This is a genomic window from Rhizobacter sp. Root1221 (assembly GCF_001425785.1).
Taxonomy (GTDB): Bacteria; Pseudomonadota; Gammaproteobacteria; order Burkholderiales; family Burkholderiaceae_C; genus Rhizobacter.
Map to the genome: position 1 here is coordinate 39829 of NZ_LMDI01000028.1, position 25711 is coordinate 65539.

General features: G+C 68.2%; 30 protein-coding genes. 26 read left to right on the plus strand and 4 right to left on the minus strand.

What is annotated here, in order from left to right; translation table 11 throughout:
• The first annotated feature begins 162 nt into the window (after window positions 1–162).
• The 8 genes from ASC87_RS19495 (at window position 163) to ASC87_RS19525 (ending at window position 9126) form a co-directional block, all read left to right on the plus strand.
• On the plus strand, window positions 163–1080 hold the full coding sequence (locus ASC87_RS19495; RefSeq protein WP_056665959.1) for a triacylglycerol lipase: 918 nt from the start codon (window positions 163–165) through the stop codon (window positions 1078–1080).
• Between the two features lie 33 nt (window positions 1081–1113).
• On the plus strand, window positions 1114–2172 hold the full coding sequence (locus tag ASC87_RS19500) for a lipase secretion chaperone (protein WP_056665962.1): 1059 nt from the start codon (window positions 1114–1116) through the stop codon (window positions 2170–2172).
• Window positions 2173–2242: 70 nt separating this feature from the next.
• A complete protein-coding gene (locus ASC87_RS19505) occupies window positions 2243–3241 on the plus strand; it encodes an AraC family transcriptional regulator (RefSeq protein ID WP_235582221.1) in 999 nt (332 codons plus the stop codon).
• Between the two features lie 106 nt (window positions 3242–3347).
• Window positions 3348–3821 (plus strand): hypothetical protein, encoded by a 474-nt coding sequence (locus tag ASC87_RS19510; protein ID WP_056665967.1) that lies wholly within the window; start codon window positions 3348–3350, stop codon window positions 3819–3821.
• A gap of 377 nt (window positions 3822–4198) precedes the next feature.
• A complete protein-coding gene (locus ASC87_RS32000) occupies window positions 4199–4411 on the plus strand; it encodes a hypothetical protein (protein ID WP_157604146.1) in 213 nt (70 codons plus the stop codon).
• 829 nt (window positions 4412–5240) lie between these two features.
• Window positions 5241–5765 carry an RNA polymerase sigma factor gene (locus ASC87_RS19515; protein ID WP_056665970.1) on the plus strand — a complete coding sequence of 175 codons (525 nt, stop codon included), beginning with the start codon at window positions 5241–5243 and terminating at the stop codon, window positions 5763–5765.
• Window positions 5765–6625, plus strand: coding sequence for a FecR family protein (locus tag ASC87_RS19520; protein WP_200954426.1), 861 nt, complete (start codon window positions 5765–5767; stop codon window positions 6623–6625). The genes ASC87_RS19515 and ASC87_RS19520 overlap by 1 nt, the downstream gene beginning before the upstream one ends.
• A 110-nt stretch (window positions 6626–6735) precedes the next feature.
• The gene (locus ASC87_RS19525; protein WP_056665973.1) at window positions 6736–9126 is read left to right on the plus strand and encodes a TonB-dependent siderophore receptor; all 2391 of its coding nucleotides are present in this window, start codon (window positions 6736–6738) and stop codon (window positions 9124–9126) included.
• 52 nt (window positions 9127–9178) lie between these two features.
• On the opposite strand, the gene gpmA is transcribed toward ASC87_RS19525, so the two are convergent.
• Window positions 9179–9925 carry a 2,3-diphosphoglycerate-dependent phosphoglycerate mutase gene (gene gpmA / locus ASC87_RS19530; protein ID WP_056665976.1) on the minus strand — a complete coding sequence of 249 codons (747 nt, stop codon included), beginning with the start codon at window positions 9923–9925 and terminating at the stop codon, window positions 9179–9181.
• 75 nt (window positions 9926–10000) lie between these two features.
• Between gpmA and ASC87_RS19535 the strand changes: the two genes are divergently transcribed.
• The 5 genes from ASC87_RS19535 (at window position 10001) to ASC87_RS19555 (ending at window position 13219) form a co-directional block, all read left to right on the plus strand.
• The gene (locus ASC87_RS19535; protein WP_056665980.1) at window positions 10001–10411 is read left to right on the plus strand and encodes a rhodanese-like domain-containing protein; all 411 of its coding nucleotides are present in this window, start codon (window positions 10001–10003) and stop codon (window positions 10409–10411) included.
• A 20-nt stretch (window positions 10412–10431) separates the two neighbouring features.
• Window positions 10432–10689, plus strand: a complete 258-nt coding sequence (gene grxC / locus ASC87_RS19540; protein WP_056665982.1) for a glutaredoxin 3 — start codon at window positions 10432–10434, stop codon at window positions 10687–10689.
• Between the two features lie 112 nt (window positions 10690–10801).
• The gene (gene secB / locus ASC87_RS19545; RefSeq protein ID WP_056665986.1) at window positions 10802–11257 is read left to right on the plus strand and encodes a protein-export chaperone SecB; all 456 of its coding nucleotides are present in this window, start codon (window positions 10802–10804) and stop codon (window positions 11255–11257) included.
• A 7-nt stretch (window positions 11258–11264) separates the two neighbouring features.
• Window positions 11265–12251, plus strand: a complete 987-nt coding sequence (locus ASC87_RS19550; RefSeq protein ID WP_056665989.1) for an NAD(P)H-dependent glycerol-3-phosphate dehydrogenase — start codon at window positions 11265–11267, stop codon at window positions 12249–12251.
• Window positions 12248–13219: a tripartite tricarboxylate transporter substrate binding protein gene (locus ASC87_RS19555; protein WP_056665992.1), complete on the plus strand. Its 972-nt coding sequence runs from the start codon at window positions 12248–12250 to the stop codon at window positions 13217–13219. Before ASC87_RS19550 ends, ASC87_RS19555 begins: the two co-directional genes overlap by 4 nt.
• 18 nt (window positions 13220–13237) lie before the next feature.
• Here the strand turns inward: ASC87_RS19555 and trmL are convergent, their stop codons facing one another.
• Together trmL and ASC87_RS19565 are read right to left on the minus strand one after the other, a co-directional pair.
• A complete protein-coding gene (gene trmL / locus ASC87_RS19560) occupies window positions 13238–13708 on the minus strand; it encodes a tRNA (uridine(34)/cytosine(34)/5-carboxymethylaminomethyluridine(34)-2'-O)-methyltransferase TrmL (protein ID WP_056665995.1) in 471 nt (156 codons plus the stop codon).
• A gap of 29 nt (window positions 13709–13737) precedes the next feature.
• Complete coding sequence (locus ASC87_RS19565; RefSeq protein ID WP_056665998.1) at window positions 13738–14421, minus strand: ComF family protein; 684 nt, start codon at window positions 14419–14421, stop codon at window positions 13738–13740.
• 32 nt (window positions 14422–14453) lie between these two features.
• Between ASC87_RS19565 and ASC87_RS19570 the strand changes: the two genes are divergently transcribed.
• The 8 genes from ASC87_RS19570 to ASC87_RS19600 all read left to right on the plus strand — a co-directional run bounded on the left by ASC87_RS19570 (window position 14454) and on the right by ASC87_RS19600 (window position 20920).
• Window positions 14454–15359 (plus strand): trans-aconitate 2-methyltransferase, encoded by a 906-nt coding sequence (locus ASC87_RS19570; RefSeq protein ID WP_235582218.1) that lies wholly within the window; start codon window positions 14454–14456, stop codon window positions 15357–15359.
• A 104-nt stretch (window positions 15360–15463) separates the two neighbouring features.
• Window positions 15464–16060, plus strand: coding sequence for a DUF2244 domain-containing protein (locus ASC87_RS19575; protein WP_235582219.1), 597 nt, complete (start codon window positions 15464–15466; stop codon window positions 16058–16060).
• 23 nt (window positions 16061–16083) lie between these two features.
• Window positions 16084–17262: a cytochrome c oxidase subunit II gene (coxB, locus tag ASC87_RS19580; RefSeq protein WP_082568778.1), complete on the plus strand. Its 1179-nt coding sequence runs from the start codon at window positions 16084–16086 to the stop codon at window positions 17260–17262.
• A gap of 33 nt (window positions 17263–17295) precedes the next feature.
• A complete protein-coding gene (gene ctaD / locus ASC87_RS19585; RefSeq protein WP_056666002.1) occupies window positions 17296–18930 on the plus strand; it encodes a cytochrome c oxidase subunit I in 1635 nt (544 codons plus the stop codon).
• A gap of 17 nt (window positions 18931–18947) precedes the next feature.
• Window positions 18948–19064: a cytochrome oxidase small assembly protein gene (locus tag ASC87_RS33295; RefSeq protein ID WP_235582220.1), complete on the plus strand. Its 117-nt coding sequence runs from the start codon at window positions 18948–18950 to the stop codon at window positions 19062–19064.
• A gap of 10 nt (window positions 19065–19074) precedes the next feature.
• A complete protein-coding gene (locus ASC87_RS19590; RefSeq protein ID WP_056666004.1) occupies window positions 19075–19701 on the plus strand; it encodes a cytochrome c oxidase assembly protein in 627 nt (208 codons plus the stop codon).
• Window positions 19698–19928, plus strand: coding sequence for a DUF2970 domain-containing protein (locus ASC87_RS19595; RefSeq protein WP_056666008.1), 231 nt, complete (start codon window positions 19698–19700; stop codon window positions 19926–19928). The genes ASC87_RS19590 and ASC87_RS19595 overlap by 4 nt, the downstream gene beginning before the upstream one ends.
• 107 nt (window positions 19929–20035) lie before the next feature.
• Window positions 20036–20920, plus strand: a complete 885-nt coding sequence (locus tag ASC87_RS19600; RefSeq protein WP_056666012.1) for a cytochrome c oxidase subunit 3 — start codon at window positions 20036–20038, stop codon at window positions 20918–20920.
• Window positions 20921–20996: 76 nt separating this feature from the next.
• On the opposite strand, the gene ASC87_RS19605 is transcribed toward ASC87_RS19600, so the two are convergent.
• Entirely contained in the window at window positions 20997–21218 is a 222-nt protein-coding gene (locus tag ASC87_RS19605; protein WP_056666016.1) for a twin transmembrane helix small protein, read from the minus strand.
• Window positions 21219–21266: 48 nt separating this feature from the next.
• Between ASC87_RS19605 and ASC87_RS19610 the strand changes: the two genes are divergently transcribed.
• From ASC87_RS19610 to ASC87_RS19630, 5 genes are read left to right on the plus strand one after another with little or no spacing between them, the layout of a single operon-like run.
• Window positions 21267–22016, plus strand: coding sequence for an SURF1 family protein (locus ASC87_RS19610; RefSeq protein ID WP_369820776.1), 750 nt, complete (start codon window positions 21267–21269; stop codon window positions 22014–22016).
• On the plus strand, window positions 21967–22665 hold the full coding sequence (locus tag ASC87_RS19615) for a hypothetical protein (RefSeq protein ID WP_056666018.1): 699 nt from the start codon (window positions 21967–21969) through the stop codon (window positions 22663–22665). The genes ASC87_RS19610 and ASC87_RS19615 overlap by 50 nt, the downstream gene beginning before the upstream one ends.
• A 4-nt stretch (window positions 22666–22669) precedes the next feature.
• Complete coding sequence (locus ASC87_RS19620; protein WP_056666021.1) at window positions 22670–23791, plus strand: heme A synthase; 1122 nt, start codon at window positions 22670–22672, stop codon at window positions 23789–23791.
• A 23-nt stretch (window positions 23792–23814) separates the two neighbouring features.
• Window positions 23815–24720 (plus strand): heme o synthase, encoded by a 906-nt coding sequence (gene cyoE, locus ASC87_RS19625; RefSeq protein WP_056666026.1) that lies wholly within the window; start codon window positions 23815–23817, stop codon window positions 24718–24720.
• A 17-nt stretch (window positions 24721–24737) separates the two neighbouring features.
• On the plus strand, window positions 24738–25346 hold the full coding sequence (locus ASC87_RS19630) for an SCO family protein (RefSeq protein WP_056666055.1): 609 nt from the start codon (window positions 24738–24740) through the stop codon (window positions 25344–25346).
• The last annotated feature ends 365 nt before the right edge of the window (window positions 25347–25711 follow it).

Below are 25711 nucleotides of genomic sequence, written 5' to 3' on the forward strand. Positions count from 1 at the left end.
CGGGCTGCCGCGCGGCGGCTCGGGATTTGCCCTAGGGCTACGCGTCCGAGCACAACATCCGCGTGTCTGGACAAGACGGGCCCGGGGAGGCGATGACACCATCGGCCTCCCTCATGGCAACCATCCCTGGGGGCATCATCAAAAAACCCAGGAGATACCCCCATGACACAGCGCCTTGCCGGTTTCCTCGCCGCCGCCTTCGTCAGCCTGACCCTGCCGGCCCATGCCGGCACCTACTCGGCCACGCAGCACCCCATCGTGCTCGCCCACGGCCTGCTGGGCTGGGACACGGCGGCCGGCATCGACTACTGGTACGGCATCACCCGCGACCTGCAGTCGAACGGGGCCAAGGTCTACACCACCAAGGTGTCGGCCGTGAACTCGTCCGAGGTGCGCGGCGAACAGCTGGTGCAGCAGGTGCAGACCATTCTCGCCATCACCGGCGCCTCGAAGGTGAACCTGATCGGCCACAGCCAGGGCAACCAGTCGGTGCGGTACGCGGCCGCGGTGATCCCGAACCAGGTGGCGTCGGTCACCTCGGTCAGCGGCACCACCGGTGGGTCGCCGGTGGCCGACCTGATCGCGGGTGTCGCGCCAGCAGGCTCCGTCAGCAACGCATTGCTCGACGGTGTTGTGTCGGCCGTCGGCAAGCTGATCGACCTGTTCTCGGGCAACCCCGGCCTGCCGGCCAGCGGCAACGCGGTGCTGACGTCGCTCACCACCACGGGCGCCGCGAACTTCAACCGCAACTTCCCCGCAGGCGTGCCCACCACGCGTTGCGGCCAGGGCGCGGCCGTGGTCAACGGCGTGCGCTACTACTCGTGGAGCGGCACCGGCCTCATCACGAGCGGCTTCGACGTCAGCGACTACTTCATGGCGGCCACGGCGCTCGCCTTCAAGGGTGCGCCGAATGACGGCCTCGTGGGCCAGTGCGACAGCCACCTGGGCCAGGTGATCCGCAGCGACTACGCGCTGAACCACCTCGACACCATCAACCACTTCTTCGGCGTGACGGGGCGTGTCGACCCGGTGGCCCTGTACCGGCAGCACGCCAACCGGCTGAAGCTGGCCGGCCTGTAAACCCGGGCGGCCGCCATGCAGGTGCCTGGGGGGATGCGGGCCGCAGGGCTTGCGCTCGCGGTGGCGGCCGTGGCCGCCGCGGTGGTGGGGTGGCCTTCGGCACAGCGGGAGCCCGTCGTGCTTGCGGCGGCGCCGGGTGAGCCATCCCGTGGCCAGATCACCGGGCCGTCGGCTGTGCCGGCTGCCGCAGGTGACCTCGGCGTGGTGTTCCACTCCGGGCTGGAGCAACTGCCCGCGTCGCTGCGTGGCACCGGCGTGAGCGGTGAACTCGAGCAGGATGCGCAGGGCAACCTGAAGGTCACCCGTGGGGTGCGCAGCGTGTTCGACTACTTCCTGTCGGGCACCGGCGAAGAAACACCGGCCCGGCAGCGCGCGCGCCTGAAGGCCTACATCGAGGCGCACCTCGGTGCCCGCGCCGCCGCCCAGGCCTTGGCACTGCTCGACACCTACATTGCCTACAAGGACGAACTCGACGCCGCACTGCGCCACACCCCGGCCACCACGCTGGCCGACATGCAGGCGCGGGTCGACACGTTGCGGGCGGCCCGTGCACGCCGCTTCAGCCCCGACGTGGTGCAGGCCTTTTTCGGCGACGAGGACGCCTACGACCGCTACAGCCTCGACAAGCTCGCGATCCTGAACGACCCGGCGCTGAGCCCGCAGGAGAAGGCCCGGCGTGTGGCGGCCTTACGCGACGCGTTGCCCGAGGCCCAACGCCGCCAGGGCGACGTGGTGGAGGTGGTGGGCACACTCGACACGCTGACCGCGGACTGGCGGCAACGCGCAGGCACCCCGCAGGAGCTGCGTCAATTGCGCGAAACCCTCGTGGGCGCGGACGCTGCGCAACGCCTGGAAACGCTGGACCGCCAGACCGAGGCGTGGAATAGTCGCGTGGCGGTGTACCTGCAGCAGCGCGCGTTGATCGTCGGCGACGTCACCCTCGCCGACAGCACGCGGCGCCAGAAGGTCGACGCACTACGCAGCGAGGCGTTCTCGGCCACCGAGCGGCTTCGCATCGAGACGATCGAACGCATCCAGGAATCCGGCGCCCGTGACGCATCTCCTGCTTCCCGCCAACCGACGCCCGGCTGAACGAGCCGCGCGGCAGACTGCGTGGCGGTTGCCCACGCCTGCCGAACGCTCGTCCGCGTCCCGCTTGAACGTGCACATCGGCTACAGCCGCGCCGTGCTGGCCTACCTGCGGCAGCAGGGTGTGAACCCGGCCGGCCTGTACCCGGCCGAACTGCTGCAGCGCGTTGAACAGGCCGACACCGGCACCACGTTTCCTCTCCACGATTTCCACGCCGTGATCGACGCGGCCCAGGCCCACCTCCGGGACCCCGACCTGCCGATGAAGGCCGCCGAGTGCGCGCAGACATGGGACGCCGGGGTGCTCGGTTTTGCGCTCATGACCAGCCCGTCCATCTCGGAGGTGGGCAACCTGCTGGTGCGTTTCCAGCGGTTGCTCACCACGGTCTACGAAGTGCAGGCCAGCCAGGACGAACACCGGTTCGAACTGCGCCTGCTGCCCGCGGCTGCCGGCGTGCAGTCGCCCGCGCTCGCGCGCATGCTGATGGGCGCCTGGGCGTGGCGTGTGCGCTGGTTGACCGGGCAGGCGGCGCTGCGGTTCGACGCCAGCTTCGAAGGCCCGCCACCGCCCGACGCCGCGGCCTACGAGCGCTGTTTCGGTGGGTGTGTGCGCTTCGATCAGCCCGTCACCGCGATGCAGGGCCCGGCCCACTACCTGGCGCTGCGGGTGTGCCTGCATGACCCCCGCGCCAACGGGGTGCTGTGTGCGCAGGCGGCGGTGGAGATGGAGCGCCTCGAGGGCGATGCGGCGGGCCTGCTCGTGGTGCTGCGGCGCCGTCTGCGCGAGCGCCTGGGCAGTGGTTCGCTGACCCTCGACGCCCTGGCCGCCGACCTGGACATGGCCCCGCGCACGCTGCAAGTGCGGCTGGAGGAGCGCGGGCTCACCTTCCGCGCGCTGCTCGACGGCGTGCGCGACCGCAAGGCCAAGCAGTACCTCGCCGAACCGCACCTCAACCTCACCGAGATCGCGCTGGCGCTGGGGTTCGCGAACCAGTCGGCGTTCCAGCACGCGTTCAAGCGCTGGACGGGGCTGTCGCCTGGTCAGTGGCGCAAGCAGCAGGCCCGCTGCTGACCTGCGTCAGACGCCGTTTTCCCGAGGATGAAAGTCACCCGGAAGGGCGGCTTGTCCGGCATGGCGCGCCCGCCTAGAGTGCGGGATGGAACAAGCAGGAAAGCGCATGGGTGCGGGGTATTTCGGTGGGGTGGGGTTGGTGGTGCTGGCACTGCTGGGCGGGTGCACCGCCCAAGGCCTGACCTGGAAGGAACCACGCGACGGCGTGCACATCGCGCCGCAGCCCGACATGCTGCACGTCACCGTGCGGCTACCGCAACCTGTGGAGGCGCGCCAGCCGGTGATCGACACCGCGCGGTCGTGGGCCGAGCTCCGTGGCACCCGCTACCCGCTGCGCGCCGAGCGGAACAGGTACCACACCGGCTGGTCCAACCAGGCCACCAGCCAGGTCTACCTCGTGGACCCGGACCCCGAGGGCCGCCGCCTCGACGCCGGCACCTGGCGCGGTGGCGAGTGGCGCCTGCACCTGGCGTTGGCCGGCAAGCCACCGGCCCAGGACATCGAGGTGGCGTTCGAGTTGCGAACGCATCTGACGCTGGGGCTGTGGCCCGTTCTGTTCGGCCGGCCGTTCGCGCCCTAGTGCGTCGCGGCCGCTCGCGCCCCCCCACCATTTTGGGGAGGGGATTCTTCAGTTCCGGATGATATTGCGGCGGGTTATGTTGGGCCGGTCAAAAATATTTCAAATGCGGTTGCCACTGTAGTTGCTCAGGATAATGAGGTGAAAGGTGGTTTTGCTGCTTATTCTGGCCTAGGAGGGAGTTTTGAGGGGGTGTTGAGATTCAATGTTATTGAGAGTCAGTATGACCTTAGTGAAGCAGAACTGGGCGTTGGGCTGGGATGGGGTGTCATGGGGGGCTGCGATTGGTGCCATTGAGGGAAGTGGGGCCTACCGTCGCTGTGCCGTTGAAGGTGATCGGACAGCTGGGCGGGCAAGGCTCGGGGACCTACGCGGTTGGCATGAAGGCAAGTGCGGAATTTTCAGCGTTTGGTGGTAGCGTGGCGACTGAAGCTCGTGGGGGCATGCGGAGTCGCTTGCCCGGCGCTCCCACAGGTACACCCAACAACCAAGGGTTTGGCGAATTGAAGCCGCTTGAATTCAAGGCAGTGCCTCCTGCGCCGGTTGGTGCCGCCGTTAAAATCGACCTTATCAATATTTCCTACAAAAATTGAATGCCTTGACGGTTGATTACCTGACCCCTGAACAATTCTGGCGATTTCGGAAGGCTCGTCATCGCCTGTTGCGCGGGGTGTTGTTGACTCTTGGGTACATCATTGGAATGGCGATAGTTGCTCATTTTTTCCCTTCTAAGTGGTTGATGTACGTGGGGATAATCAACGTATTTGTGATATGTTCATATTTGATATGGGTCATCTCAAGGTTTCGTTGTCCGGTTTGTGGGAAAGTCCCGCACGTCGATGCCGCTGATACGGAGTCGGAGTTGGGGCCACAGTACGCGTCTGCGGTGGCTCTTCTTCCTAAACGCTGTGGCGCCTGTGGCGTCTGTTTCAGTCTCCCGCCTGAAGAAGGGGCGGTGGAGGAGCCCCCGCAATCGTGAGAGGCCAACAGCCTTGGATGCCAGCTCTGGAATGGACCGCGCTCCGCTGTTTTCGACCGATCAGGGGCATGTGCATCGACGCCAACCGTTCTGAGGGGCGTCTGGTAGCGCTTCGTTCTGCCACCGGGGACAGTTGCGCCACCCCCAAGCCACTTCCGGCACCATAACCAACCACAACACTGGCGCCTGCGCCCAACCCATCCACGTGGAAAACAGCAACTGCGTGGCGGCACCGTAGCGGCCATACCGCACCTGCGGATCCCGCAAGCGCAGCACCGACCACACCAGCACGATCCGAACGGGGCACGGGCCGGGCCCTGCCCTATGGCGCCAACGTGCTTGACTGGGTGGGTCGTCGTTCGATCCGGTGGCCCACCCCGACCAGCCTGTGGCGCGTGATAGTATGAGAATAATTCTCATTACCAACCACGCCGGTGTCCCCCGTGCAGTCCACCGCCTTGTCGCCCGTCCTCGTTGCCGCATTGGCCGCGCACTACGACCAACTGGTCGAGCATGTGCGCCGCCGGTTCCGGGACCGGGGTTTCGCGCGCGACGTGGTGCACGACGTGTGCGTAGAACTGATGGAACGGCCACCCGCGGACCCCATCCACACGCCGCTGGCGTTCCTTAGGCGTGTCTCCACCCACCGGGCCATCGACCGGCTGCGCGCGGATGACCTGCGGGCCGAGGTGATGGTGTCGGTGGGTGACACGCCCGACATCGCCACCCACACGCTCGATGGCGCCCAGGCACTCGATTTCAAGCAGCAGCTGGATGCCCTCGTGGTGATCGTCGAGGGCCTGCCGCCCCGCGCACGCCAGTGTTTCCTGCTGCACCGCATCCACGGCATGCGGCACGAAGAGATCGCCGAGGCCATCGGGGTGTCTCGCAGCATGGTCACGCACCATGTGAACCGTGCGCTGGACCGCATCGCGCTCGATTGGGCGCCGGCCCGGGGCGCCCGCTGATGAGCACGGACGGCCGGGCGTCGCGGCGCGGTCCGCGGCCGGCAGATCCGCTGGTGCCCTTCGAGGAGGGGCTGCGCCAGCGGTTCCCGTCGCGCGAGGACGTGCTGGCCGAGGCCCGCGCGCTGACGGAACGCCGCCGCGCCAAGCGGCCGGCCGCCGCCGTAGCGCTCGTGGTGGCGCTGCTGCTCGGTGTCGTGGGGGTCGACCCGGTATGGCGCACGGAGGACATCCGCACGGCGGTGGGTGAACAGCGTCGGCAGGCCCTCGCCGATGGCAGCGTGCTGGTGCTGAACACCGGCAGCACGCTCCACATCGAGCACCGCGTGCGTTCACGCCAGTTCGTGCTGGCGGCGGGCGAGGTGTCGTTCCAGGTTGCCCACGGGTGGCGGCCGTTTGTCGTGCGGGCGGGTGAGGTGTCGGTGCGCGACATCGGCACGGCCTTCACCGTCCGGCGCCATGACGGGGGCGCCGACGTGACGGTGCTCGATGGGGCGGTGGAGGTTCTCGAGCCCGGCCCGCGGTCGCGCGTGCTCGCCGCCGGGCAGGCCGTGCGGGCCGTCGATGCGGGGCCGCCGCACCCGCTGCGCGCCGTCGACGTGGCCGATGCCGGCGCCTGGCGCGAGGGACGCCTCGTGTTCGACGGCACGCCGCTGGCGGCCGTGCTGTCCGAGATCGCCCGCTACCGGCGGGCGCCGGTGGTGCTGGACGACCCGCGTGCGGGGCAGCTGCGCTTGTCCGGCGCCTACGACGTTGCCGGGCTGGAGGCCCTGATCGACGCGCTGCCGCAGGTGTTGCCCGTGGTGGTGCGCCGCATGGCCGATGGCACGGTGCACGTGGCCGCGGCCGAAAAAAAATCGTAGGGCGACGTCACCTTTTGCCGTTGCCATTCGCCAACCCTGCAGGAGCCCCGCCGTCCGGGGTGTGAACCCGGCGCCGCCCCGAGTGCGCCCCTTGCAGGAGAGAAGTCACCGTGCCCCATTCACTCACCGCCCGCCTGGGCCAGGTCGCCACCGCCGTGCTGGTGGCCACTGCCGCCTGCGCGCAGTCGGCCACCCCCGTCGCCATCGACATCGCCGCCCAGCCGCTTGACAAGGCGCTCGGGGCCCTGGCCCGCCAGTCCGGCGTGCGCATCGTGTTTTCCACCGACCTGGCGGAAACCCGCAACGGCCAGGCGCTGACCGGCACGCTCACCGTGCAGCAGGCGCTCGACCGCCTGCTGGCCGGCTCCGGCCTGGTGGCGCGGCCGCTTGGCGGTGGTGGGTACACGGTGGGGCCGGCGGGTTCGCCGCCGGCCGACAGCGCGGCCCTGCCGAAGGTGACCGTCACCGCGTCCCATCTGGCCGAGACGGCGACCAGCTCGGTCGCCGGTTACTTCGCCCGGCGCACCGCCTCCGTGACGAAGACCGACACCCCCATCATCGAGGTGCCGCAAAGCGTGTCCGTCGTGACGCGGCAGCAGATCGACGACCAGCGCCCGGCGAGCCTGACCGAGGCCCTGGAATACGCGCCGGGCGTGTTCACGGGCCAGGTGGGCGCCACCAACCGGTACGACTATGTGCCGCTGCGCGGCTTCATCGAGACCAGCACCGACAACACCGTGCTGGACGGGCTGAAGATCCTCAGCGACGGGGGCAGCTACAGCTCGATGCAGGTGGAGCCGTACCTCGTCGAACGCATCGATGTGTACCGCGGACCGTCGTCGGTGCTGTTCGGGCGGAACGCCCCAGGCGGCCTGGTGGCCATGACGAGCAAGCGGCCCACCCCCGAGCCGTACCGCCAGGTCGAGGTCACGCTCGGCAGCCAGCAGCGCCGGCAGGCAGGGTTCGACGTCGCCGGCCCGGTGGCGGAGGCGGGGGGCGCATGGTCGTACCGGCTGACCGGCATGGGCCGCGATGGCGAGACCCTGGTGGACCACGTGAGGGAATCGCGTTATGCCGTCGCGCCGTCGTTGCAGTACGAACCCGACGGCCGGACCCGCCTGCTGCTGCAGGCCTACTGGCAGAATGACCCCGAGGGCGGCTACCACGGCGGCCTGCCCGCCGAGGTCACGGTGACCACGGCGCGCACGGGCCAGCGTGTGCCACGCAGCTTCTTCGAGGGCGATCCCGACTACAACGCCTTCAAGCGCAAGCAGCGCATGGTGGGCTACCAGTTCGAGCACACCTTCGACAACCAGTGGACGGTGCGCCAGAACTTCCGCTACCTTGAATCGTCGGTGCACCTCGAGCAGGTATACGCGTACGGATGGGCCGGGCCCACCACGCTGAACCGGTATGTGTCGGGCGCGGACGAATCGCTCCGCGGCTGGACCGTCGACAACCAGGCCCAGCGCGAATTCTCGACCGGCGCCGCGCGCCACACGTTGCTGGCCGGCGTGGACTACCAGCACCGCAACGTGACCGGGGCGTGGTACTCGGGCAGCGCCACGCCGATCGACGTGCTGGCGCCGGTGTACGGCAACCCGGTCGTGGGCAGCCTCTACACCGCGCAGGTGGACCGCCGGTTGGTGCAGACCGGCCTGTACGCGCAGGACCAGGTCGCCTGGGACCGCTGGCGCTTCACGGTGGGCGGACGGCAGGACTGGTCCCGCACGGACAGCCTGAAATACGGCGCCACCGACGACTACCTGCGCTGGAGCGGCAACAAGTTCAGCGCGCGGGCGGGCGCGGTGTACCTGTTCGACAGCGGGTTTGCGCCGTATGCGAGCTACAGCGAGTCGTTCAACCCGAGCGGATTCACCGACACGGCGGGCCAGGTGCTCGAGCCCACGGAAAGCCGCCAGGTGGAGGTGGGCCTGAAGTACGAGCCGGCGGGAGGGTACGGCATGGCCTCGGTGGCCCTGTACGACCTCGTGCAGGACCACGTGGCCACCCGCGTGCTGGGCACGCCGAATTACGAGCCGGTGGGCAAGGTGCGCTCGCGCGGCCTCGAGGCCGAGGCGCGCCTGCAGCTGGGCCGCAACCTCGCGCTGCTGGGCAGCTACACGCTCACCGACGCCGAGTACGTGCGCGCGGCGGACGGGCAGCAGGGAAAGACCCCGTACCAGGTGCCTCGCCAGATGGCCTCGGTGTGGACCGACTACACCGTGCTCGCCGGGGTGTCGGTGGGCGCCGGCGTGCGCCACGTGGGGTCGAGCTGGGCGGACAACGACAACACGCTCAAGGTGCCCGCATACACGCTGGCCGACCTGGCCGTGCGCATCGACCTCGCGCTGTTCGGGCGCGACTGGCGCGGCGCCAACCTGCGCTTCAACGTGAAGAACGTGGCCGACAAGACCTACGTGGCGTCGTGTGCGAGCCTGGGCTACTGCTACTACGGCGATGCCCGCCGCGTGAGCGCTACGCTCGACTACCAGTGGTGAGGTGAGGCGCGGCCCCCTGGCGCCAAGGCCAGGGGCCCGCGGGCGGGGCCGGTCAGCCCTTCTTGCCCTGGTTCGCCACCGCGGCCGCGGCCGCCTTGGCCGCTTCCTCGTCACCCAGGTAGTAGCTCTTGATGGGCTTCAGGTCGGCGTCGAGTTCGTAGACGAGCGGGATGCCGTTCGGGATGTTCACGCCCACGATCGCGTCGTCGGCGATGTTGTCGAGGTACTTCACCAGCGCGCGGATGCTGTTGCCGTGGGCGGCGATCACGATGCGCTTGCCGGCCTTGATGGCCGGGGCGATGCTGTCGTTCCACACCGGCAGCACGCGCTCCACGGTGTCCTTCAGGCATTCGGTGAGGGGCACGTCATTCGGGTTCAGCTTGGCGTAGCGCACGTCCTGGCGCTGGCCGCGCGGGTCGTTGGCGTCGAGGGACGGCGGCGGGGTGTCGTAGCTGCGGCGCCAGACGAGCACCTGCTCGTCGCCATACTGCTTCGCCGTCTCGGCCTTGTTGAGGCCCTGCAGGCCACCGTAGTGGCGCTCGTTGAGGCGCCAGCTGTGCACGACGGGCAGCCAGGTGCGGTCCATCTGGTCCAGCGTGTGCCACAGCGTCCAGATGGCGCGCTTGAGCACCGACGTGTAGGCCACGTCGAACTCGTAGCCCTCGGCCTTCAGCAGCCGCCCGGCTTCCTTCGCCTGCTCGACGCCGGTGGGGGTGAGTTCCACGTCGGTCCAGCCGGTGAAGCGGTTTTCGAGGTTCCAGGTCGATTCGCCGTGGCGAATGAGCACGAGTTTGTACATGGCAGGGGTCATCGGTTGGACGGAGGAAGGCGAATTCTATAATTCGCGTTTGATCTCCAACCCGTGGGCCTTCCAGTGAAATTCTTTCTCGATACGTGGTACCTGTTCGCCGTGGCCCTGGTGTCGGGCGGTTTGCTCGCCTGGCCCACGCTGCGCCGCGGTGCGCCGGCCGGTGGTGTCTCCACCGCGGAGGCCGTCCTGCTGATCAACCGCGAGAAGGCGGTGCTGGTGGACGTGCGCGATGCCACCGAGTACGCCGCCGGCCACGTGGCCAATGCGAAAAACATCCCGCTTGCCACGATCGAGTCGAGCACGGCGCTGCCGAAAAACAAGGCCTTGCCCATTGTGGTGGTGTGCAACCGCGGTGCGCAGGCCTCGCGTGCCGTCGTTATGCTGCGCAAACTCGGTTACGAAAACGCACGCACGCTCACCGGCGGCCTGGCCGCCTGGCGTGAAGCCAACCTGCCAGTCGAAAAATCGGCCTGACCCGGAGACCACGAGAAGCCATGCAAGCGGTGAAGATGTACACGACGCAGGTTTGCCCCTTCTGCATTCGTGCCAAGAGCCTGCTGAAGGCGCGCGGGGTCGAGGCCATCGATGAAGTCCGCATCGACCTGGACCCATCCCAGCGCGCCACGATGATGGAAATCACCGGCCGGCGCACCGTGCCCCAGATCTTCATCGGCGACACTCACGTGGGCGGTTGCGACGACCTCGTCGCACTCGACCAGCAAGGCGGCCTGCTGCCCCTGCTGAACGCCTGACCGTGTTGGGGTCACTCCCCGTGACGGTCATCGGGCCTCGTGGATAATCGCGGCCACCCGCACAGCCCGCAGCCTCCGGTTGCGGGCTTTTTCTTGTGATTGAGAGACGACCATGGCAGACAACGACCAGACCCCCGTGTTCCAGATCCAGCGCCTGTACCTGAAGGACCTGTCCCTCGAGCAACCCAACTCGCCGCTGATCTTCCTCGAGCAGGCCCAGCCCAGCGTGGACATCAACCTCGGCCTGGGCGCGGAACCGGTCGGTGAAGGCATGTACGAGGTGACCGTCACCGCCACCGTGACCACCACCGTCGGCGACAAGACGCTGTTCCTGGTCGAAGCCAAGCAAGCCGGCATCTTCGAGATCCGCAACATCCCGCAAGACCAGCTGCAGCCCATCATCGGCATCGCCTGCCCGCAGATCGTGTACCCGTACCTGCGCGCTGTCGTGTCGGACGTCTGCACGCGCGCTGGCTTCCCGCCGGTGATCCTGTCGGAAGTGAACTTCCAGGCCATGTACGAAGCCCAGCAGCAACAGCAGGGTGCAACGCCCAACGGCGCAAACTGATCGGCCAATGAACGTTTCGGTTCTCGGGGCAGGGGCCTGGGGCACTGCCCTCGCCGTGAGCGTGGCCTCGCGCCACGCCACGGTGCTGTGGGCCCGTGATGCCGCGCAGGCCGCGGCCATCGGTGCGGCACGCGAGAACAGCCGCTACCTGCCAGGCATCGCCTTGCCTGAACCGCTGCAGGTCACGGCCGATTTCGACGCCGCCGTGGCCCACGCACGCGACGGCCTGATCATCGTCGGCACCCCCATGGCCGGCCTGCAAGGCACGCTCGAACGCTTGCCGGCCGACTGCCTGGGCGTGTTGTGGTTGTGCAAGGGCTTCCAGGAAGGCACCGGCCGCCTCGGCCACGAGGTGGCGCAGGCGGTGCGGCCCGATCTCGCCCGCGTCGGCATCGTCTCGGGCCCGAGCTTTGCGCTCGAGGTGGCCCGCGGCCAGCCGGCAGCCCTCGTGGCAGCCAGCGCGGACGACTCCCTCACGCAACTCGCCATCGACGTGTTGCACAGCGAACGCCTCCGTGTGTACGCGTCGAACGACCCGGTGGGCGTCGAGGTGGGTGGGGCGGTGAAAAACGTGCTGGCCATCGCCACGGGCATTGCCGACGGCATGCAGCTGGGGCTGAACGCCCGCGCCGCGCTCATCACGCGCGGGCTGGCCGAGATCACCCGGCTCGGCCTCGCGCTGGGCGCCCGGGCTGAAACCTTCATGGGGTTGAGCGGCCTTGGCGACCTGGTGCTCACCGCCACCGGCGACCTGTCGCGCAACCGCAAGGTGGGGCTGCTGCTCGCGCAGGGGCTGCCGCTGTCGCAGATCCTGCAGGAACTCGGCCACGTGGCCGAAGGGGTGGCCTGTGCGTCCACGGTGCTGAAACGCGCCCGCGAATGCCAGGTCACGGTGCCCATCACCGAGGCCGTCGTCGACGTGCTGGAGGCGCGGCTCACGCCACAACAGGCCATCCGGGCACTGATGGGCCGTGAGGCGCAGCGAGAAGCATGAACATGCAACGACGTGACCTGATCATCGCCGCGGGGCTCGCGGCCTCGCCTTGGTTCGCCCGTGCCGCGGCGTGGCCTTCGCAGCCGCTGCGGCTGATCGTGCCGTTCCCGGCGGGCAGTTCGCCCGACATCGTCGCGCGGCTGCTGGCCGAGTCCCTCGCGCCAGCGCTCGGCCAGCCGGTGGTGGTGGACAACAAGCCCGGCGCCGGCGGCAACCTCGGCACCGCGGTGGCCGCGAAATCCCCACCCGACGGCAACACCTGGCTCTTCACCATCCAGGGGCCGCTCGTCACGGCGCCGCTGCTGTCGAAGCGCCTGCCGTACGACCCGGTGCGCGACCTGGCGCCCGTGTGCCTCGTGGCCACGTCGCCCAACGTGCTGGTCGTCGACCCGCACCTCGGCGTCGACAACCTGGCCGACTTCGTGCGCCTGGCCAAGCAGAACCATGGCGCGTGGAACTACGGCAGTGTCGGCAACGGCAGTGCGTCGCACCTCGCGATGGAATGGTTCCGCACGCGCACCGGCATCGACCTCGTGCACGTGCCGTATGCCGGTTTCCCGCAGGTGGTCAACGCCATCCTCGGCGGACAGGTGCAGGCCGGGTTCATGGTGCCGGGCCTCGCGATGGCGCAGGTGCGTGCCGGCAAGCTGCGGGCGCTCGGGGTCACGAGCCTCGGCCGCGTGGCCTCGCTGCCCGACCTGCCGGCGCTGACCGAGTTGGGGCATCCCGGTTTCGAAGCCATCTCGTGGCAGGCCGTGCTGGCCCCGGCGGGCACGCCGGCACCCGTGATCGATCGCATGTCGCGCGAGCTGATCCGCATCATCAAGGGCAACGACTTCCGCACGAAGCTGCTGGCGCAGTACTTCACCGCCGCGGGCACCACGCCCGACGCGCTCAAGGGGCTCATCGTCACCGAACGCGACCGCTGGGCGAAGGTGATCCGGGCCGCGGGCGTCCAGCCCGAGTAGCAGCCCCGGGCCGCAGGGTCAGCCGCCGCCGGCGTAGCCGTTCTGGCGCCAGGCGTCGAACACCGTCACCGCCACCGCATTGCTGAGGTTCAGGCTGCGCTGCCCCGCGCGCATGGGCAGGCGCACGCGCTGGGTTTCGGGGAAGGTGTCGCGCAGGTCGGCCGGCAGGCCCGCGGTTTCCGAGCCGAACACGAACCAGTCGCCCGGCAACCACGTGGTGTGGGCGATGGACCGGCTGCCGCGCGTGGTGAACGCGAACAGGCGGTCGGGGGCCGGGCGCGCCTGCGCGAGGAACGCGGCCCAGGAGGCGTGGCGTTGCACCGGCGCGTACTCGTGGTAATCGAGGCCCGCGCGGCGCAGCAGCCGGTCGTCCATCGAAAAACCGAGCGGCTCGATCAGGTGCAGCGCGCAACCGGTGTTGGCAGCCAGGCGGATCACGTTCCCCGTGTTGGGCGGGATCTCCGGGTGGACTAGGACGATGTTGAACATGGGGCGGATTGTGCCCGCGCCCGCGTGTGTCAACCGGACGGGCGCGGCGTGCGTGCCACCACCCACACCTGGACCGAGGCGGCACCCGCCGCCTGCAGCACCTTGGTGATCTCGTGGGCGGTGGCGCCGGTGGTCATCACGTCGTCGACCACGGCCACGTGCCGGCCGGCCACGGCCGCGCGCCGCCGAGGCTCGATGGCAAACGCACCGCGCACATTGGTGGCACGCCGGGCTTCGGGCAGGGCGATCTGGTGCGGGGTGTGTTTCACGCGCAGCAGCAGCGTGGGGTCGGCCGCGGGCCCCAGGCGGCGGGCCAGCTCCCAGGCCTGGTTGAACCCGCGCTCGCGCAGGCGGGCCGGGCTGAGCGGCACCGGCAGCAGCAGGTCGGGCGGCGGGTGGCGGGCGCGGGCCACGGCGTCGCGCAGGCCGCCGGCCAGTGTGCCGGCGAGGTCGAGTGCGCCATGGAACTTGAAGCCCAGCACCAGGCGGTCCCATGGGAAGCCGTAGTCGACTGCGGCCACTGCGTGCTGGAACGGCGGGGGCGACACCAGGCAGCGGCCGCACGTGGCCGTGCCGGCGGGCACCCGCAGCGCACAGCGGCTGCAGCGCGGCTCGCCTGGCGCGAAGCGTTGCATGCAGGGCAGGCACACGCGCGTGGAGCCCCAGCCGCGGCAGATGGCGCACAGGCTGGGTATTCGGGCGAGGCAGCGCATGAAGGGCACCCGGTCAATATACTGACGGCCCGATGAGTGCACCCCCGAGTTCCCCTGCGATAAGACCCCTCGACCTCGGGCGGGTGCTGATGGTCCTGAACCGCCTGGCGGCGGCCGGGTCTCCCCCATGGCTGCACGGCGAAGTGGCCCGCCGCATGGCCGAGCGCCTCGACATCATCCGCCTGAAACCTTCGGTGCTCGTGGACTGGTGGGGTTACGCCGGCATGGGTGGCGAGCTGCTGGCCAAGGCGTATCCGGACGCCCGCCGTGTCATCGTGGAACCCACCGAGGCCCTGCGCGAACGCAGCCGCCAGGCGCACCGCGGCGGCTGGTGGCCGTGGCGGCGTGCCGTGCCCGAGGTGGTGGCGGCCGACGACCTCGCGCCCGAAGGCGCCCAACTCATCTGGGCGAACATGATGCTGCATGGCGTGGCCGATCCTCCTGCCGTGCTGTCGCGCTGGCACCGTGCGCTGGCGGTGGACGGGTTCGTCATGTTCTCGTGCCTCGGACCCGACACCCTGCGCGAGTTGCGCGACCTGTACGCCGACCTCGGCTGGCCCCCGCCGATGGCCGAGTTCATCGACATGCACGACCTGGGCGACATGCTCGTGTTTGCCGGGTTCGCGGACCCGGTGATGGACCAGGAAACGCTGCACCTGAGCTGGGCCGGTCCTGATGAACTGCTCGCCGAGCTGCGAGGCCTGGGCGGCAACGCCTCGCCCGATCGTTTCCGCGGCCTGCGCACCCCGCGCTGGCGGGCCCGCCTCGTCGCGGCGCTGGAACGGTTGCGTGGAAACGACGGCCGCCTGCACCTGCGTTTCGAGGTGGCCTACGGGCACGCATTCAAGGCGCTGCCACGCCGTCCAGCCAGCACGGAAACGACGGTTTCGCTCGAAGAAATGCGCAGTCTGGTACGCAAGCGTGACAGTGGATCTTGAAAGCCCATGGTCCGCCTGCGGTAAACTGGCGGGCTTGAATGACACAGGTCCGTTCGGCGCGCGTGCGCGCATGGGCGATCGACGGCCCCGACTGCAGTAGCTTCATGACCGTTTCCACATCGTCCATCGTTTGGCCTTCGGGGGGAGACCGGTCGGGTTTCCGCTTCGGCCGCGAGACGTATGAAGAACGGTCCGGCGTGCGGTCGCTGGGCGAGGCGGGTTGGTCGGTGGACTGGGTGCTCGAACGCGCGGGCACCGGTCCGCTCGCCTGGAGTGCCCGCCAGATGGTGCCGTTCTACGCGGTGCTGTGTGCTGTGTCGTTGGCGGTGGCATCCACGTTCTGGGCGCATGGCGCGCAGGTGGTGATGCCGTTGGCCTGGTTGGAATTGATGCTGGTCGGCGGAACCGTGTGGGCCCTGGCCCGTCACGCATCCGACCGGGAATGCATTGTGTTGCGAGGGGATCGCTTGACGGTCGAGCGTGCGTGTGGGTCGCACGTGGAGCGGGTCGAGTTCCAGCCGGCGTGGGTCCGGGTGGAACCCGAACACGGCGACCGGTCCCTGATCGAGTTGTCGGGCCAGGGGCGGCGGATTGCGGTGGGGCGGTTCGTGGCCCCCGAACAGCGCCGCCAGCTGGCCGAGGAGTTGCGCTTGGCGTTGCGCCGCTGGCACCAGGGCACGCGAGAGCCGGCATCGATGTGAATTTGGAAACTAGAACGACCATGATGAAGACGATGAACTCACTGCGGCCCGTGTGGCACAAGGCCGGCCAGCTTTGTCTGGCTCTGTGTGTCACGCTCGGCAGCACCGCGGCCATGGCGGTGAACGACCTCAAGGGCGGCCCCGCGGTGAACCAGATCGATCTGCACCCGCCAGTGACGCAGATCGCCATGGACCAGCGCACGCTTCACTACGGCATGATGTTCACGTGCCTGGCGATCTTCCTCGCGGTGTTCGGGGTCATGTTCTATTCGATCTTCAAGCACCGCCGTTCCAAGGGTGCGAAGTCGGCCAACTTCCACGAAAGCACCACGGTCGAGATCATCTGGACCATCGTGCCCTTCTTCATCGTGATCGCGATGGCCCTGCCGGCCACCAAGGTCGTGGTGGCCATGAAGGACACGAGCGCGGCCGACCTCACCATCAAGGCCACCGGCTACCAGTGGAAGTGGGGCTACGACTACCTGAAGGGTGAAGGCGAAGGCCTCGGCTTCATCTCCACGCTCGACACCGCCCAGCGCGAAGCCTCCGACAGCGGCAAGCCCGCCCCGGTGGACGACTACCTGCTGAAGGTCGACAACCCGCTCGTGGTGCCGGTCGACAAGAAGATCCGCATCATCACCACCGCCAACGACGTGATCCACGCCTTCATGGTGCCGGCCTTCGGCATCAAGCAGGATGCGATCCCCGGCTTCGTGCGCGACACCTGGTTCCGCGCCACCCAGACCGGCGACTTCTACGGCCAGTGCGCCGAGCTGTGCGGCAAGGAACACGCGTACATGCCCATCCACGTGAAGGTGCTGTCGGCCGCCGACTACACCGCCTGGACGCTGGCCAAGAAGAAGGAACTCGCCGCCAAGGCCGACGACCCGAACAAGGTGTGGGCGCTGCCCGACCTGATCGCCCGTGGCGAGAAGGTGTATTCGAACTGCGCGGCCTGCCACCAGGCCAACGGCAAGGGCGCTGGCCCCATCAAGGCACTCGATGGCTCGCCGGTCGTGCTCGACGCCGACCATGCCAAGCAGATCACCACGGTGCTGAACGGCATTCCGCCGGGCATGCCGGCGTGGAAACAGCTGAGCGACACCGACATCGCTGCCGTGGTCACCTACACGAAGAACAGCTGGTCCAACAAGACCGGGCAACTGGTGCAGCCGAAGGAAGTTGCGGCTCTCCGCAAGTAATCCGTCACCGAACAGCGCCCCAAAGGAAGACACATGAGTGCAGTACTCAACCCCCACGGCCACGTTGCCGGTGACCACGGTCACGACGATCACGCACACGACCACCCGCACGGCCTGCGCCGCTGGCTGTTCGCCACGAACCACAAGGACATCGGCACGCTGTACCTGCTGTTCTCGTTCACGATGCTGATGATCGGTGGCGTGCTCGCGCTGCTGATCCGTGCCGAGCTGTTCCAGCCGGGCCTGCAGATCGTGAACCCGCAGCTGTTCAACCAGCTCACCACCATGCACGGCCTGATCATGGTGTTCGGCGCCATCATGCCGGCCTTCGTGGGCTTTGCGAACTGGATGATCCCGCTGCAGATCGGCGCCGGCGACATGGCCTTCGCGCGCATGAACAACTTCAGCTTCTGGCTGATGATCCCGGCGGCCATCATGCTGGTGGCGTCGTTCTTCATGCCCGGTGGCGCGCCCGCGGCCGGCTGGACGCTCTACGCGCCGCTCACGCTGCAGATGGGCCCGTCCATGGATGCCGGCATCTTCGCGATGCACATCCTCGGCGCCAGCTCCATCATGGGCTCGATCAACATCATCGTGACCATCCTCAACATGCGCGCCCCCGGCATGACGCTGATGAAGATGCCGATGTTCTGCTGGACCTGGCTCATCACCGCCTACCTGCTGATCGCCGTGATGCCGGTGCTCGCCGGCGCCATCACGATGACGCTGACCGACCGCCACTTCGGCACCAGCTTCTTCAACCCCGCCGGCGGCGGTGACCCGGTCATGTACCAGCACATCTTCTGGTTCTTCGGCCACCCCGAGGTGTACATCATGATCTTGCCGGCGTTCGGCATCGTGAGCCACATCATCCCGGCCTTCGCCCGCAAGCGCCTGTTCGGCTACACCTCCATGGTGTACGCCACCGCGTCCATCGCCATCCTGTCGTTCATCGTGTGGGCCCACCACATGTACGCCACCGGCATGCCCGTCACCGGCCAGCTGTTCTTCATGTACGCCACGATGCTGATCTCGGTGCCCACCGGCGTGAAGGTGTTCAACTGGATCGCCACGATGTGGAAGGGCTCGATGACCTTCGAGACCCCCATGCTGTTCGCCGTGGGCTTCATCTTCGTGTTCACGATGGGCGGTTTCACCGGCCTGATCCTGTCGATGGCCCCCATCGACATCCAGCTGCAGGACACCTACTACGTCGTGGCCCACTTCCACTACGTGCTCGTGGCCGGTTCGCTGTACGCGATGTTCGCCGGCGTGTACTACTGGCTGCCGAAGTGGACCGGCGTGATGTACGCCGAAGGCCGCGGCAAGTTCCACTTCTGGGGCTCGCTGATCACCTTCAACGTCACGTTCTTCCCGATGCACTTCCTGGGCCTGGCCGGCATGCCCCGCCGCTATGCCGACTACCCGATGCAGTTCACCGATTTCAACCAGGTGGCCTCCATCGGCGCCCTCGGGTTCGGCCTGATGCAGGTGTACTTCTTCCTGTTCGTCGTGCTGCCTTGCATGCGCGGCAAGGGTGAACCGGCACCGCAACGTCCGTGGGACGGCGCGGAAGGCCTCGAGTGGGAAGTGCCTTCGCCGGCCCCGTTCCACACGTTCGAGACGCCGCCGAAGCTGAACAAGGCCGCCAACAAGATCGTCGCCTGACCCGCGCGCGCAACACCATGTCCCAGACTGCTGAACAGAAGAAGAACAACCGCCGCCTGGGCCTGATCCTGGCGTCGGTGGCGTTGGTCTTTTTCCTGGGTTTCCTGGGCCGCATGGTGTTCTTCGGCCACTGAAAGCGCGCCGATGTCCGACCCCCGACTTCCGCGCGCCGTCCTGCTGGGGCGCGACAACCTGCGCATGTTCGGCAAGCTCGCCGTCATCGTGACGCTGATGTTCGGGTTCGCCTACGCGCTGGTGCCGATGTACAACGCCATCTGCAGCGCGCTCGGCATCAACAACCTGGCACGCTCCGAACTGCTGACCTCGGGCCACACCGGCCAGAAGATCAACACGCAGGTCGATGCCAGCCGCACCATCACGGTCGAGTTCGATGCGAATGCGCGCGGCCCGTGGGAATTCAAGCCGGCCGTGCGGTCGCTCGACGTGCACCCGGGCGAACTCGCCACGGTCATGTACGAGTTCCGCAACGTGCAGGACCGCACGATGGCCGCGCAGGCCATCCCCAGCTATGCGCCCAAGCAGGCCATGGCGCACTTCAACAAGATCGAGTGCTTCTGCTTCAACGAGTACATCCTGAAGCCGGGTGAGTCGAAGCAGTGGCCGGTGGTGTTCGTGGTCGACGGCAAGCTGCCGAAGGATGTGCGCACCATCACGCTGTCGTACACCTTCTTCGAGGTGGGCGGCAAGGTACCGGCCGCGCCCACGGGCAAGGTGGCCGCCGTGGTGGACGCAAAGGGGTCGAAATCGTGAGCGACGGCCTGAAATCCGCGGTGCAGCGGAAGATGTCGTTCTGGCAGACCCTGCGGGCCGTGGCGTGGTCGTTCTTCGGTGTGCGCAAGTCGGCCGACTACGAAAAGGATGTGAACCAGCTGAACCCGGTGCACCTGATCATTGCGGGCCTGATTGGCGCCGCGGTGTTCGTGACGGTGCTCGTGCTGCTGGTGCGGTGGGTGATTTCAAGCGGCGTGGCCGCATGAACCGGCCCTTCGCCTGAAGAGATGAGTGGGGCGCCGGTGGCGGCAGGAACGGCCACCCCCGACGCGCAAGGGTTCAAAGAACAGAGTCTGAGAAGCAGGAGAAAAACATGTCGGCAGCGACACACGACGGCCACGCGCCTTATTACTTCGTCCCCGGCCCCTCGCGCCACCCGATCATGGCGGCCATCGGGCTGTTTTTCGTGATCCTGGGTGCGGGCCAGTGGGTCAACGGTCACCAGTGGGGTGCCTATTCCGTGGCGTTCGGCCTGCTGTGGTGGGCCATCGTGCTCAAGCAGTGGTTCGGTGACGCCATCCGCGAAAGCGAAGGCGGCCTCTACAGCGACCGCATCGACGTGTCGTTCCGCTGGAGCATGGCCTGGTTCATCTTCTCGGAAGTCATGTTCTTCGCGGCCTTCTTCGGCGCGTTGTACTGGGCCCGCGTGATGTCGGTGCCCAGCCTGGGCAGCCTGGAAAACGCCATCCTGTGGCCCGACTTCAAGGCCTTCTGGCCCAGCTCGGTGCCGGGCTACACCGGCGCACCGGCCGGTACCGTGGAAGCATTCACCACGATGGGCCCGTGGCCCATTCCCACCATCAACACCGCGCTGCTGCTGACCTCGGGCGTCACGCTGACGCTGGCCCACCACGCGCTGATCGCTGGCGAACGTGCCAAGACGCTTGTTTGGATGTGGCTCACCGTGCTGCTGGGCATCGTGTTCCTGTGCTTCCAGGGCTACGAGTACTTCCATGCCTACAGCGAACTCAACCTGAAGCTCACGTCGGGTGTCTACGGCTCCACCTTCTACCTGCTGACCGGCTTCCACGGCTTCCACGTGTTCGTGGGCATGCTGATGCTGCTGTTCATCACGCTGCGCCTGCACAAGGGCCACTTCACCCCGCAACGCCACTTCGGTTTCGAAGGTGCCGCGTGGTACTGGCACTTCGTGGACGTGGTGTGGCTCGGCCTGTACATCATCGTCTACTGGCTCTGAGGCTGGCGCGGAGCCTTCCGCCCGAAACGAAAGGAGCGCCGAGAGGCGCTCCTTTTTGCTTGGGACGTGGGGCGGGTCAGCGGTGCAGCGGCATGCCGGTGGGCTGGATCCAGCCCATGTGCCAGCTGAGCAGGATCAGCAGGAACAGCGACACCGACAGCGCCACGCGCACGGCGAGCGCTCGGGCCATGTGCCGCGACTTCTTCTCGTCCGTCTTGCTGCCGCGCAGCATGAAAACACCGGCCGCGGCGAGGGCGCCGAGGATCAATACAAAGGCAATGCCAACGAGATACTTCATGGCGGCTGATTATTCCACCCCACGCGGCACTGCTGCGGCGCTTTCGCCATGCCCATGACCCCGGCGCGCTGGCGCCAGGCCGTGGTGGCCGCTGCCACGGTGCTGGGGGTGCTCGTCACCGCCCGGCTCGGCCTGTGGCAACTGGACCGGGCCGCGCAGAAGCAGGCGTTGCAGACCGCCCTCGAGACCCGCACCGCGATGCCCGAACTGCCGGCCGCGTCACTCGCCCGTTCGGCCGTCGACGCCGAACCGCAGTTCCAGCGTCGCATCCGGCTCGTGGGGGAGTGGGTGCCCTCGGCCACCGTGTTCCTCGAGAACCGGCAGATGCATGGCCAGCCGGGGTTTTTCGTGGTGACCCCGCTGAAGCTCGCCGGCCAGCCGGACGCGGTGCTGGTGCAGCGGGGCTGGGCCCCACGCGACCTGCGCGACCGCCTGATCGTGCCGGCGGTGCCCACGCCGGCCGGACCGGTCGAGGTGTGGGGCCATGTGGCGGCACCGCCGGGGCGGTTGTTCGACTTCGCCGGTGCGGCTGCGTCCGGTCCCATTCGACAAAATCTCGATGTGCCGGCGCTGGCCAGTGAACTCGGCCTGCCGTTGCGGCCTCTGTCACTCGTGCAGACGGACGGTTCACCCGCCGCCGCGGGCGACGGCCTGCGCCGCGACTGGCCCGCCCCGGCGGTCGACATCCAGAAGCACCACGGTTATGCATTTCAATGGTTTGCGCTTTGTGCGCTGATGGCAGGTCTGTATGTCTGGTTCCAACTCGTCCGCCCCCGAATCCCCCGCTCCGACGCCTGAGGCACTGAGCCTCACGGTGCACAGCGTGCCGGCGCTCGCCCCGCAGCGGCGCCGCCTGTCCGGCCGGCTGCAGATGCTGCTCGTGCTGGCCGTGTGCGCTGCGCCGGTGGTGGCGTCGTACTTCACGTACTACGTGGTCCGACCGGGTGGCCGCACCAACTACAGCGACCTGATCGATCCGCAGCGCCCGCTGCCCGAGCAGGTGTGGCACGACCTTGCGGGGGCACCCGTGAAGTCTTCCAGTCTCAAGGGCCAGTGGCTGCTGGTGTCCGTGGCCGGTGGTGCGTGTGACGCCGCCTGCGAAAAGACGCTGTACCTGCAGCGCCAGTTGCGCGAGACCCTGGGCAAGGAGCGCGACCGCCTCGACAAGGTGTGGCTGGTGGCCGATGACGCGCCGGTTCGCCCCGAGGTGCTCGCGGCCATCAGCCCCCGTGGCGCCGAAGCCACCGTGTTGCGCGTGCCCCGCGAGGCGCTCGCGGCCTGGCTGGCGCCGGCGGCCGGACACGTGCTCGACCAGCACCTGTACATCGTCGATCCCATGGGCAACTGGATGATGCGGGCACCCGCCGACCCGCAGCCGGCCAAGCTCAAGCGCGACCTCGAGAAGCTCCTGCGCGCGTCGTCCTCGTGGGACAACCCGGGGCGCTGACACGATGATTCCCACCAACCCGCCGGCCTACGACCTGGCGCCCGTGGCCTTGCTCGCGCTCGTGGGCGTGCTGCTGGCGCTCGTGCCCCTGGCGTGGGTGACGTTCCGCAACCGCCATGCCGGCGCGTCGGCGCACCGCAAGGCGTTGACCGTGCTGACGCTGTTCCTGACGTTCGACCTCGTGCTGTTCGGGGCCTTCACGCGCCTCACCGATTCGGGCCTCGGCTGCCCCGATTGGCCCGGCTGCTACGGCAATGCGAGCCCCATCGGCGCGCACGCCGACATCCACGCGGCCGAGACGGCACTTCCCACGGGCCCGGTCACCCGCGGCAAGGCCTGGATCGAGATGACCCACCGCTACCTCGCCACGGGCGTGGGCGTCCTGATCACCGTGCTGACCGTGCTCGCCTGGCGCGACCGGCGCCGCGGCACCGGCGTCATCTCACCCTGGTGGCCCACCGCCACGTGGGTCTGGGTGTGCCTGCAGGGGGCGTTTGGCGCCCTCACGGTCACGATGAAGCTGTACCCCGCCATCGTCACGGCGCACCTGTTGGGCGGGCTGGGCCTGCTGATGCTGCTGGCGGCGCAGGCGCAGGGCTACCTGCGAAAGCCGCTCGCGCTGTCACCCGGCGTGCGCACGCTCGCGTGGGCCGTGCTGGGGCTGACGGTGCTGCAGGTCACGCTCGGCGGCTGGGTCAGCACCAACTATGCAGTGCTCGCCTGTACCGACGTGCCCACCTGCCAGGGGCAGTGGTGGCCGCCGATGGACTTCGACCATGGCTTTGCCGTGTTCCGCGAGCTGGGGCAGGGGCGCGACGGCAGCCTGCTGCCGTTCGCCGCGCTGACCGCCATCCACATGACCCACCGCCTCGGCGCGGTCGTGCTGGTGCTGGCACTCGGATGGCTGCTGTGGCAACTGCGGGTGTCACGCGACCCGGCGGGCGTTCGCTGGTCAGTGGCCCTGGGCCTCGCGCTGCTGTGGCAATTGGCCAGCGGCCTCAGCAACGTCGTGCTGGGCTGGCCCATGGTGGCCGCGCTCGCCCACACCGGTGGCGCCGCGGCGTTGCTCACGCTGCTGTCCACGATGATCACGCGTGCCCATCAGGCCGATCGCCCGGCCCGGTAAAATCAGGGGTTCCCTTCAGCACCATGTCCAATACCCTGTCCACCCCCTTGGTTGCGCCGGCCGTCTCGCGCTTCCGCCAGTTCCATGCGCTGACGAAACCGCGTGTCGTGCAGTTGATCGTCTTCTGCGCAGTGATCGGCATGCTGCTGGCCGAACCCGGCATGCCCGACTGGCGCCTCGCGGTGCCGGGCGCCGTGGGCATCTGGCTCGTGGCCGCGGCCGCGGCCGCGTTCAACTGCCTGGTCGAGCAGCACATCGACGCCAAGATGGCCCGCACCGCGTGGCGTCCCACCGCCAAGGGTGAACTCACCAACACCCAGACGCTCCTGTTCTCGGGGGCGCTGTGTGCCGCCGGCAGCGTCATCCTCTACGTGTTCGTGAACCCGCTGACGATGTGGCTCACGTTCGCCACGTTCGTGGGGTACGCCATCGTCTACACCGTGCTGCTGAAGCCGCGCACGCCGCAGAACATCGTGATCGGTGGCGCGTCGGGCGCCATGCCGCCGGTGCTGGGCTGGGCCGCGATGCGCGGCGAGGTGGGCCCGGAGGCGATGATGCTGTGCCTCATCATTTTCCTGTGGACGCCGCCGCACTTCTGGGCCCTGGCGCTGTACCGCGCCGACGACTACGCCAAGGCCGGCCTGCCCATGCTGCCGGTCACGCACGGCAACGAGTTCACCCGGTTGCACGTGCTGCTCTACACGCTGGTGCTGTTCGCCTCCACGCTGCTGCCGTTCATCTTCGGCATGAGCGGGTACGTGTACCTGGCCGCGGCCGTGGTGCTGGGCGGCGGATTCATCTGGCACGCGTGGAAGCTGTGGCGCGTGTATTCCGATGCGTTCGCCCGCAAGACCTTCCGCTTCTCGCTCTGGCACCTGTCGCTGCTGTTCGGCGCACTGCTGGTCGACCACTACCTGCTGTTGCTGTGACCACCGAGGCCGCTGCCATGACCTTCCCGCGCCGTTCCCTGCTGGCCCTGGGCCTCGCCTCGTTGCTCGCCGTGTCGGCCTGCGACAAACTGCTGCCCGGCAAGCAGGTGGCCTACAACGCGGTGGACATCACCGGTGCCGGCTATGGCCGCACGCTGTCGTTGCCCGACGCCGAAGGCCGCACGCGCTCGCTGGCCGACTTCAATGGCAAGTACGTGGTCGTGTTCTTCGGCTACACCCAGTGCCCCGACGTGTGCCCCGGCACGCTGGCCGAACTGGCCCAGGTCAAGAAGGCCCTGGGGCCGGACGGCGACAAGGTGCAGGGCGTGTTCATCACGGTGGACCCCGAGCGCGACACGCCCCAGGTGCTCAAGGGTTACGTCACCAGCTTCGATCCGGGCTTCGTGGCCCTGCGCGGCACACCCGAGCAGACCGCGGCCATCGCGAAGGACTTCAAGGTCTACTATGCGAAGGTGCCGGGCAAGAGCGAGGGAAGCTACTCGATGGACCACACCGCCGGGTCCTACGTGTTCGACACGAAGGGGCAGGTGCGGTTGTTCACCCGCTATGGCGGCGGGGCCGAGGCGTTGACCTCGGACTTGAAGCAGTTGATCAAGGCCGGTTGATCGCCCGGCCGCTGCTGTCACCCGGGCGAACGCCCACGGCTGTCCGGGGAAAGTTTGAGCGCTGAGCGGTAAGTGCTGTCCGGGGAAAATCTCGGGTCATCCCGGCGAACGCCGGGACCCACTGTGTCCCGGCGCGGTGACGTTCCGGTCACATCTGGCCTGATACCCCCCGCCTCAACGCTTCTCTCGACAGCGTGGAACGTTTGGGCTCGCCGCTGCAGGCAAACACCTGCTCTGCATCACACGCTCAGGCCCACGCGTGCAGTGGGCCCCGACGTCCGTCGGGGTGAGTGCGCCCACGATGGCGCGTACCAGCGCGGTGCAAGTCCGCGTCGGGGTAAGTCACAGCCCCGAAGCCGAAGGTA

Coding starts and splice junctions, on each gene's coding strand:
- ASC87_RS19495 (WP_056665959.1), top strand. CDS start 163: ATGACACAGCGCCTTGCCGGTTTCCTCGCCGCCGCCTTCGTCAGCCTG.
- ASC87_RS19500 (WP_056665962.1), top strand. CDS start 1,114: ATGCGGGCCGCAGGGCTTGCGCTCGCGGTGGCGGCCGTGGCCGCCGCG.
- ASC87_RS19510 (WP_056665967.1), top strand. CDS start 3,348: ATGGGTGCGGGGTATTTCGGTGGGGTGGGGTTGGTGGTGCTGGCACTG.
- ASC87_RS32000 (WP_157604146.1), top strand. CDS start 4,199: ATGAAGGCAAGTGCGGAATTTTCAGCGTTTGGTGGTAGCGTGGCGACT.
- ASC87_RS19520 (WP_200954426.1), top strand. CDS start 5,765: ATGAGCACGGACGGCCGGGCGTCGCGGCGCGGTCCGCGGCCGGCAGAT.
- gpmA (WP_056665976.1), bottom strand. CDS start 9,925: ATGTACAAACTCGTGCTCATTCGCCACGGCGAATCGACCTGGAACCTC.
- grxC (WP_056665982.1), top strand. CDS start 10,432: ATGCAAGCGGTGAAGATGTACACGACGCAGGTTTGCCCCTTCTGCATT.
- secB (WP_056665986.1), top strand. CDS start 10,802: ATGGCAGACAACGACCAGACCCCCGTGTTCCAGATCCAGCGCCTGTAC.
- ASC87_RS19550 (WP_056665989.1), top strand. CDS start 11,265: ATGAACGTTTCGGTTCTCGGGGCAGGGGCCTGGGGCACTGCCCTCGCC.
- ASC87_RS19555 (WP_056665992.1), top strand. CDS start 12,248: ATGAACATGCAACGACGTGACCTGATCATCGCCGCGGGGCTCGCGGCC.
- trmL (WP_056665995.1), bottom strand. CDS start 13,708: ATGTTCAACATCGTCCTAGTCCACCCGGAGATCCCGCCCAACACGGGG.
- ASC87_RS19565 (WP_056665998.1), bottom strand. CDS start 14,421: ATGCGCTGCCTCGCCCGAATACCCAGCCTGTGCGCCATCTGCCGCGGC.
- ASC87_RS19570 (WP_235582218.1), top strand. CDS start 14,454: ATGAGTGCACCCCCGAGTTCCCCTGCGATAAGACCCCTCGACCTCGGG.
- ASC87_RS19575 (WP_235582219.1), top strand. CDS start 15,464: ATGACCGTTTCCACATCGTCCATCGTTTGGCCTTCGGGGGGAGACCGG.
- coxB (WP_082568778.1), top strand. CDS start 16,084: ATGAAGACGATGAACTCACTGCGGCCCGTGTGGCACAAGGCCGGCCAG.
- ctaD (WP_056666002.1), top strand. CDS start 17,296: ATGAGTGCAGTACTCAACCCCCACGGCCACGTTGCCGGTGACCACGGT.
- ASC87_RS33295 (WP_235582220.1), top strand. CDS start 18,948: ATGTCCCAGACTGCTGAACAGAAGAAGAACAACCGCCGCCTGGGCCTG.
- ASC87_RS19590 (WP_056666004.1), top strand. CDS start 19,075: ATGTCCGACCCCCGACTTCCGCGCGCCGTCCTGCTGGGGCGCGACAAC.
- ASC87_RS19600 (WP_056666012.1), top strand. CDS start 20,036: ATGTCGGCAGCGACACACGACGGCCACGCGCCTTATTACTTCGTCCCC.
- ASC87_RS19605 (WP_056666016.1), bottom strand. CDS start 21,218: ATGAAGTATCTCGTTGGCATTGCCTTTGTATTGATCCTCGGCGCCCTC.
- ASC87_RS19610 (WP_369820776.1), top strand. CDS start 21,267: ATGCCCATGACCCCGGCGCGCTGGCGCCAGGCCGTGGTGGCCGCTGCC.
- ASC87_RS19615 (WP_056666018.1), top strand. CDS start 21,967: ATGTCTGGTTCCAACTCGTCCGCCCCCGAATCCCCCGCTCCGACGCCT.
- ASC87_RS19620 (WP_056666021.1), top strand. CDS start 22,670: ATGATTCCCACCAACCCGCCGGCCTACGACCTGGCGCCCGTGGCCTTG.
- cyoE (WP_056666026.1), top strand. CDS start 23,815: ATGTCCAATACCCTGTCCACCCCCTTGGTTGCGCCGGCCGTCTCGCGC.
- ASC87_RS19630 (WP_056666055.1), top strand. CDS start 24,738: ATGACCTTCCCGCGCCGTTCCCTGCTGGCCCTGGGCCTCGCCTCGTTG.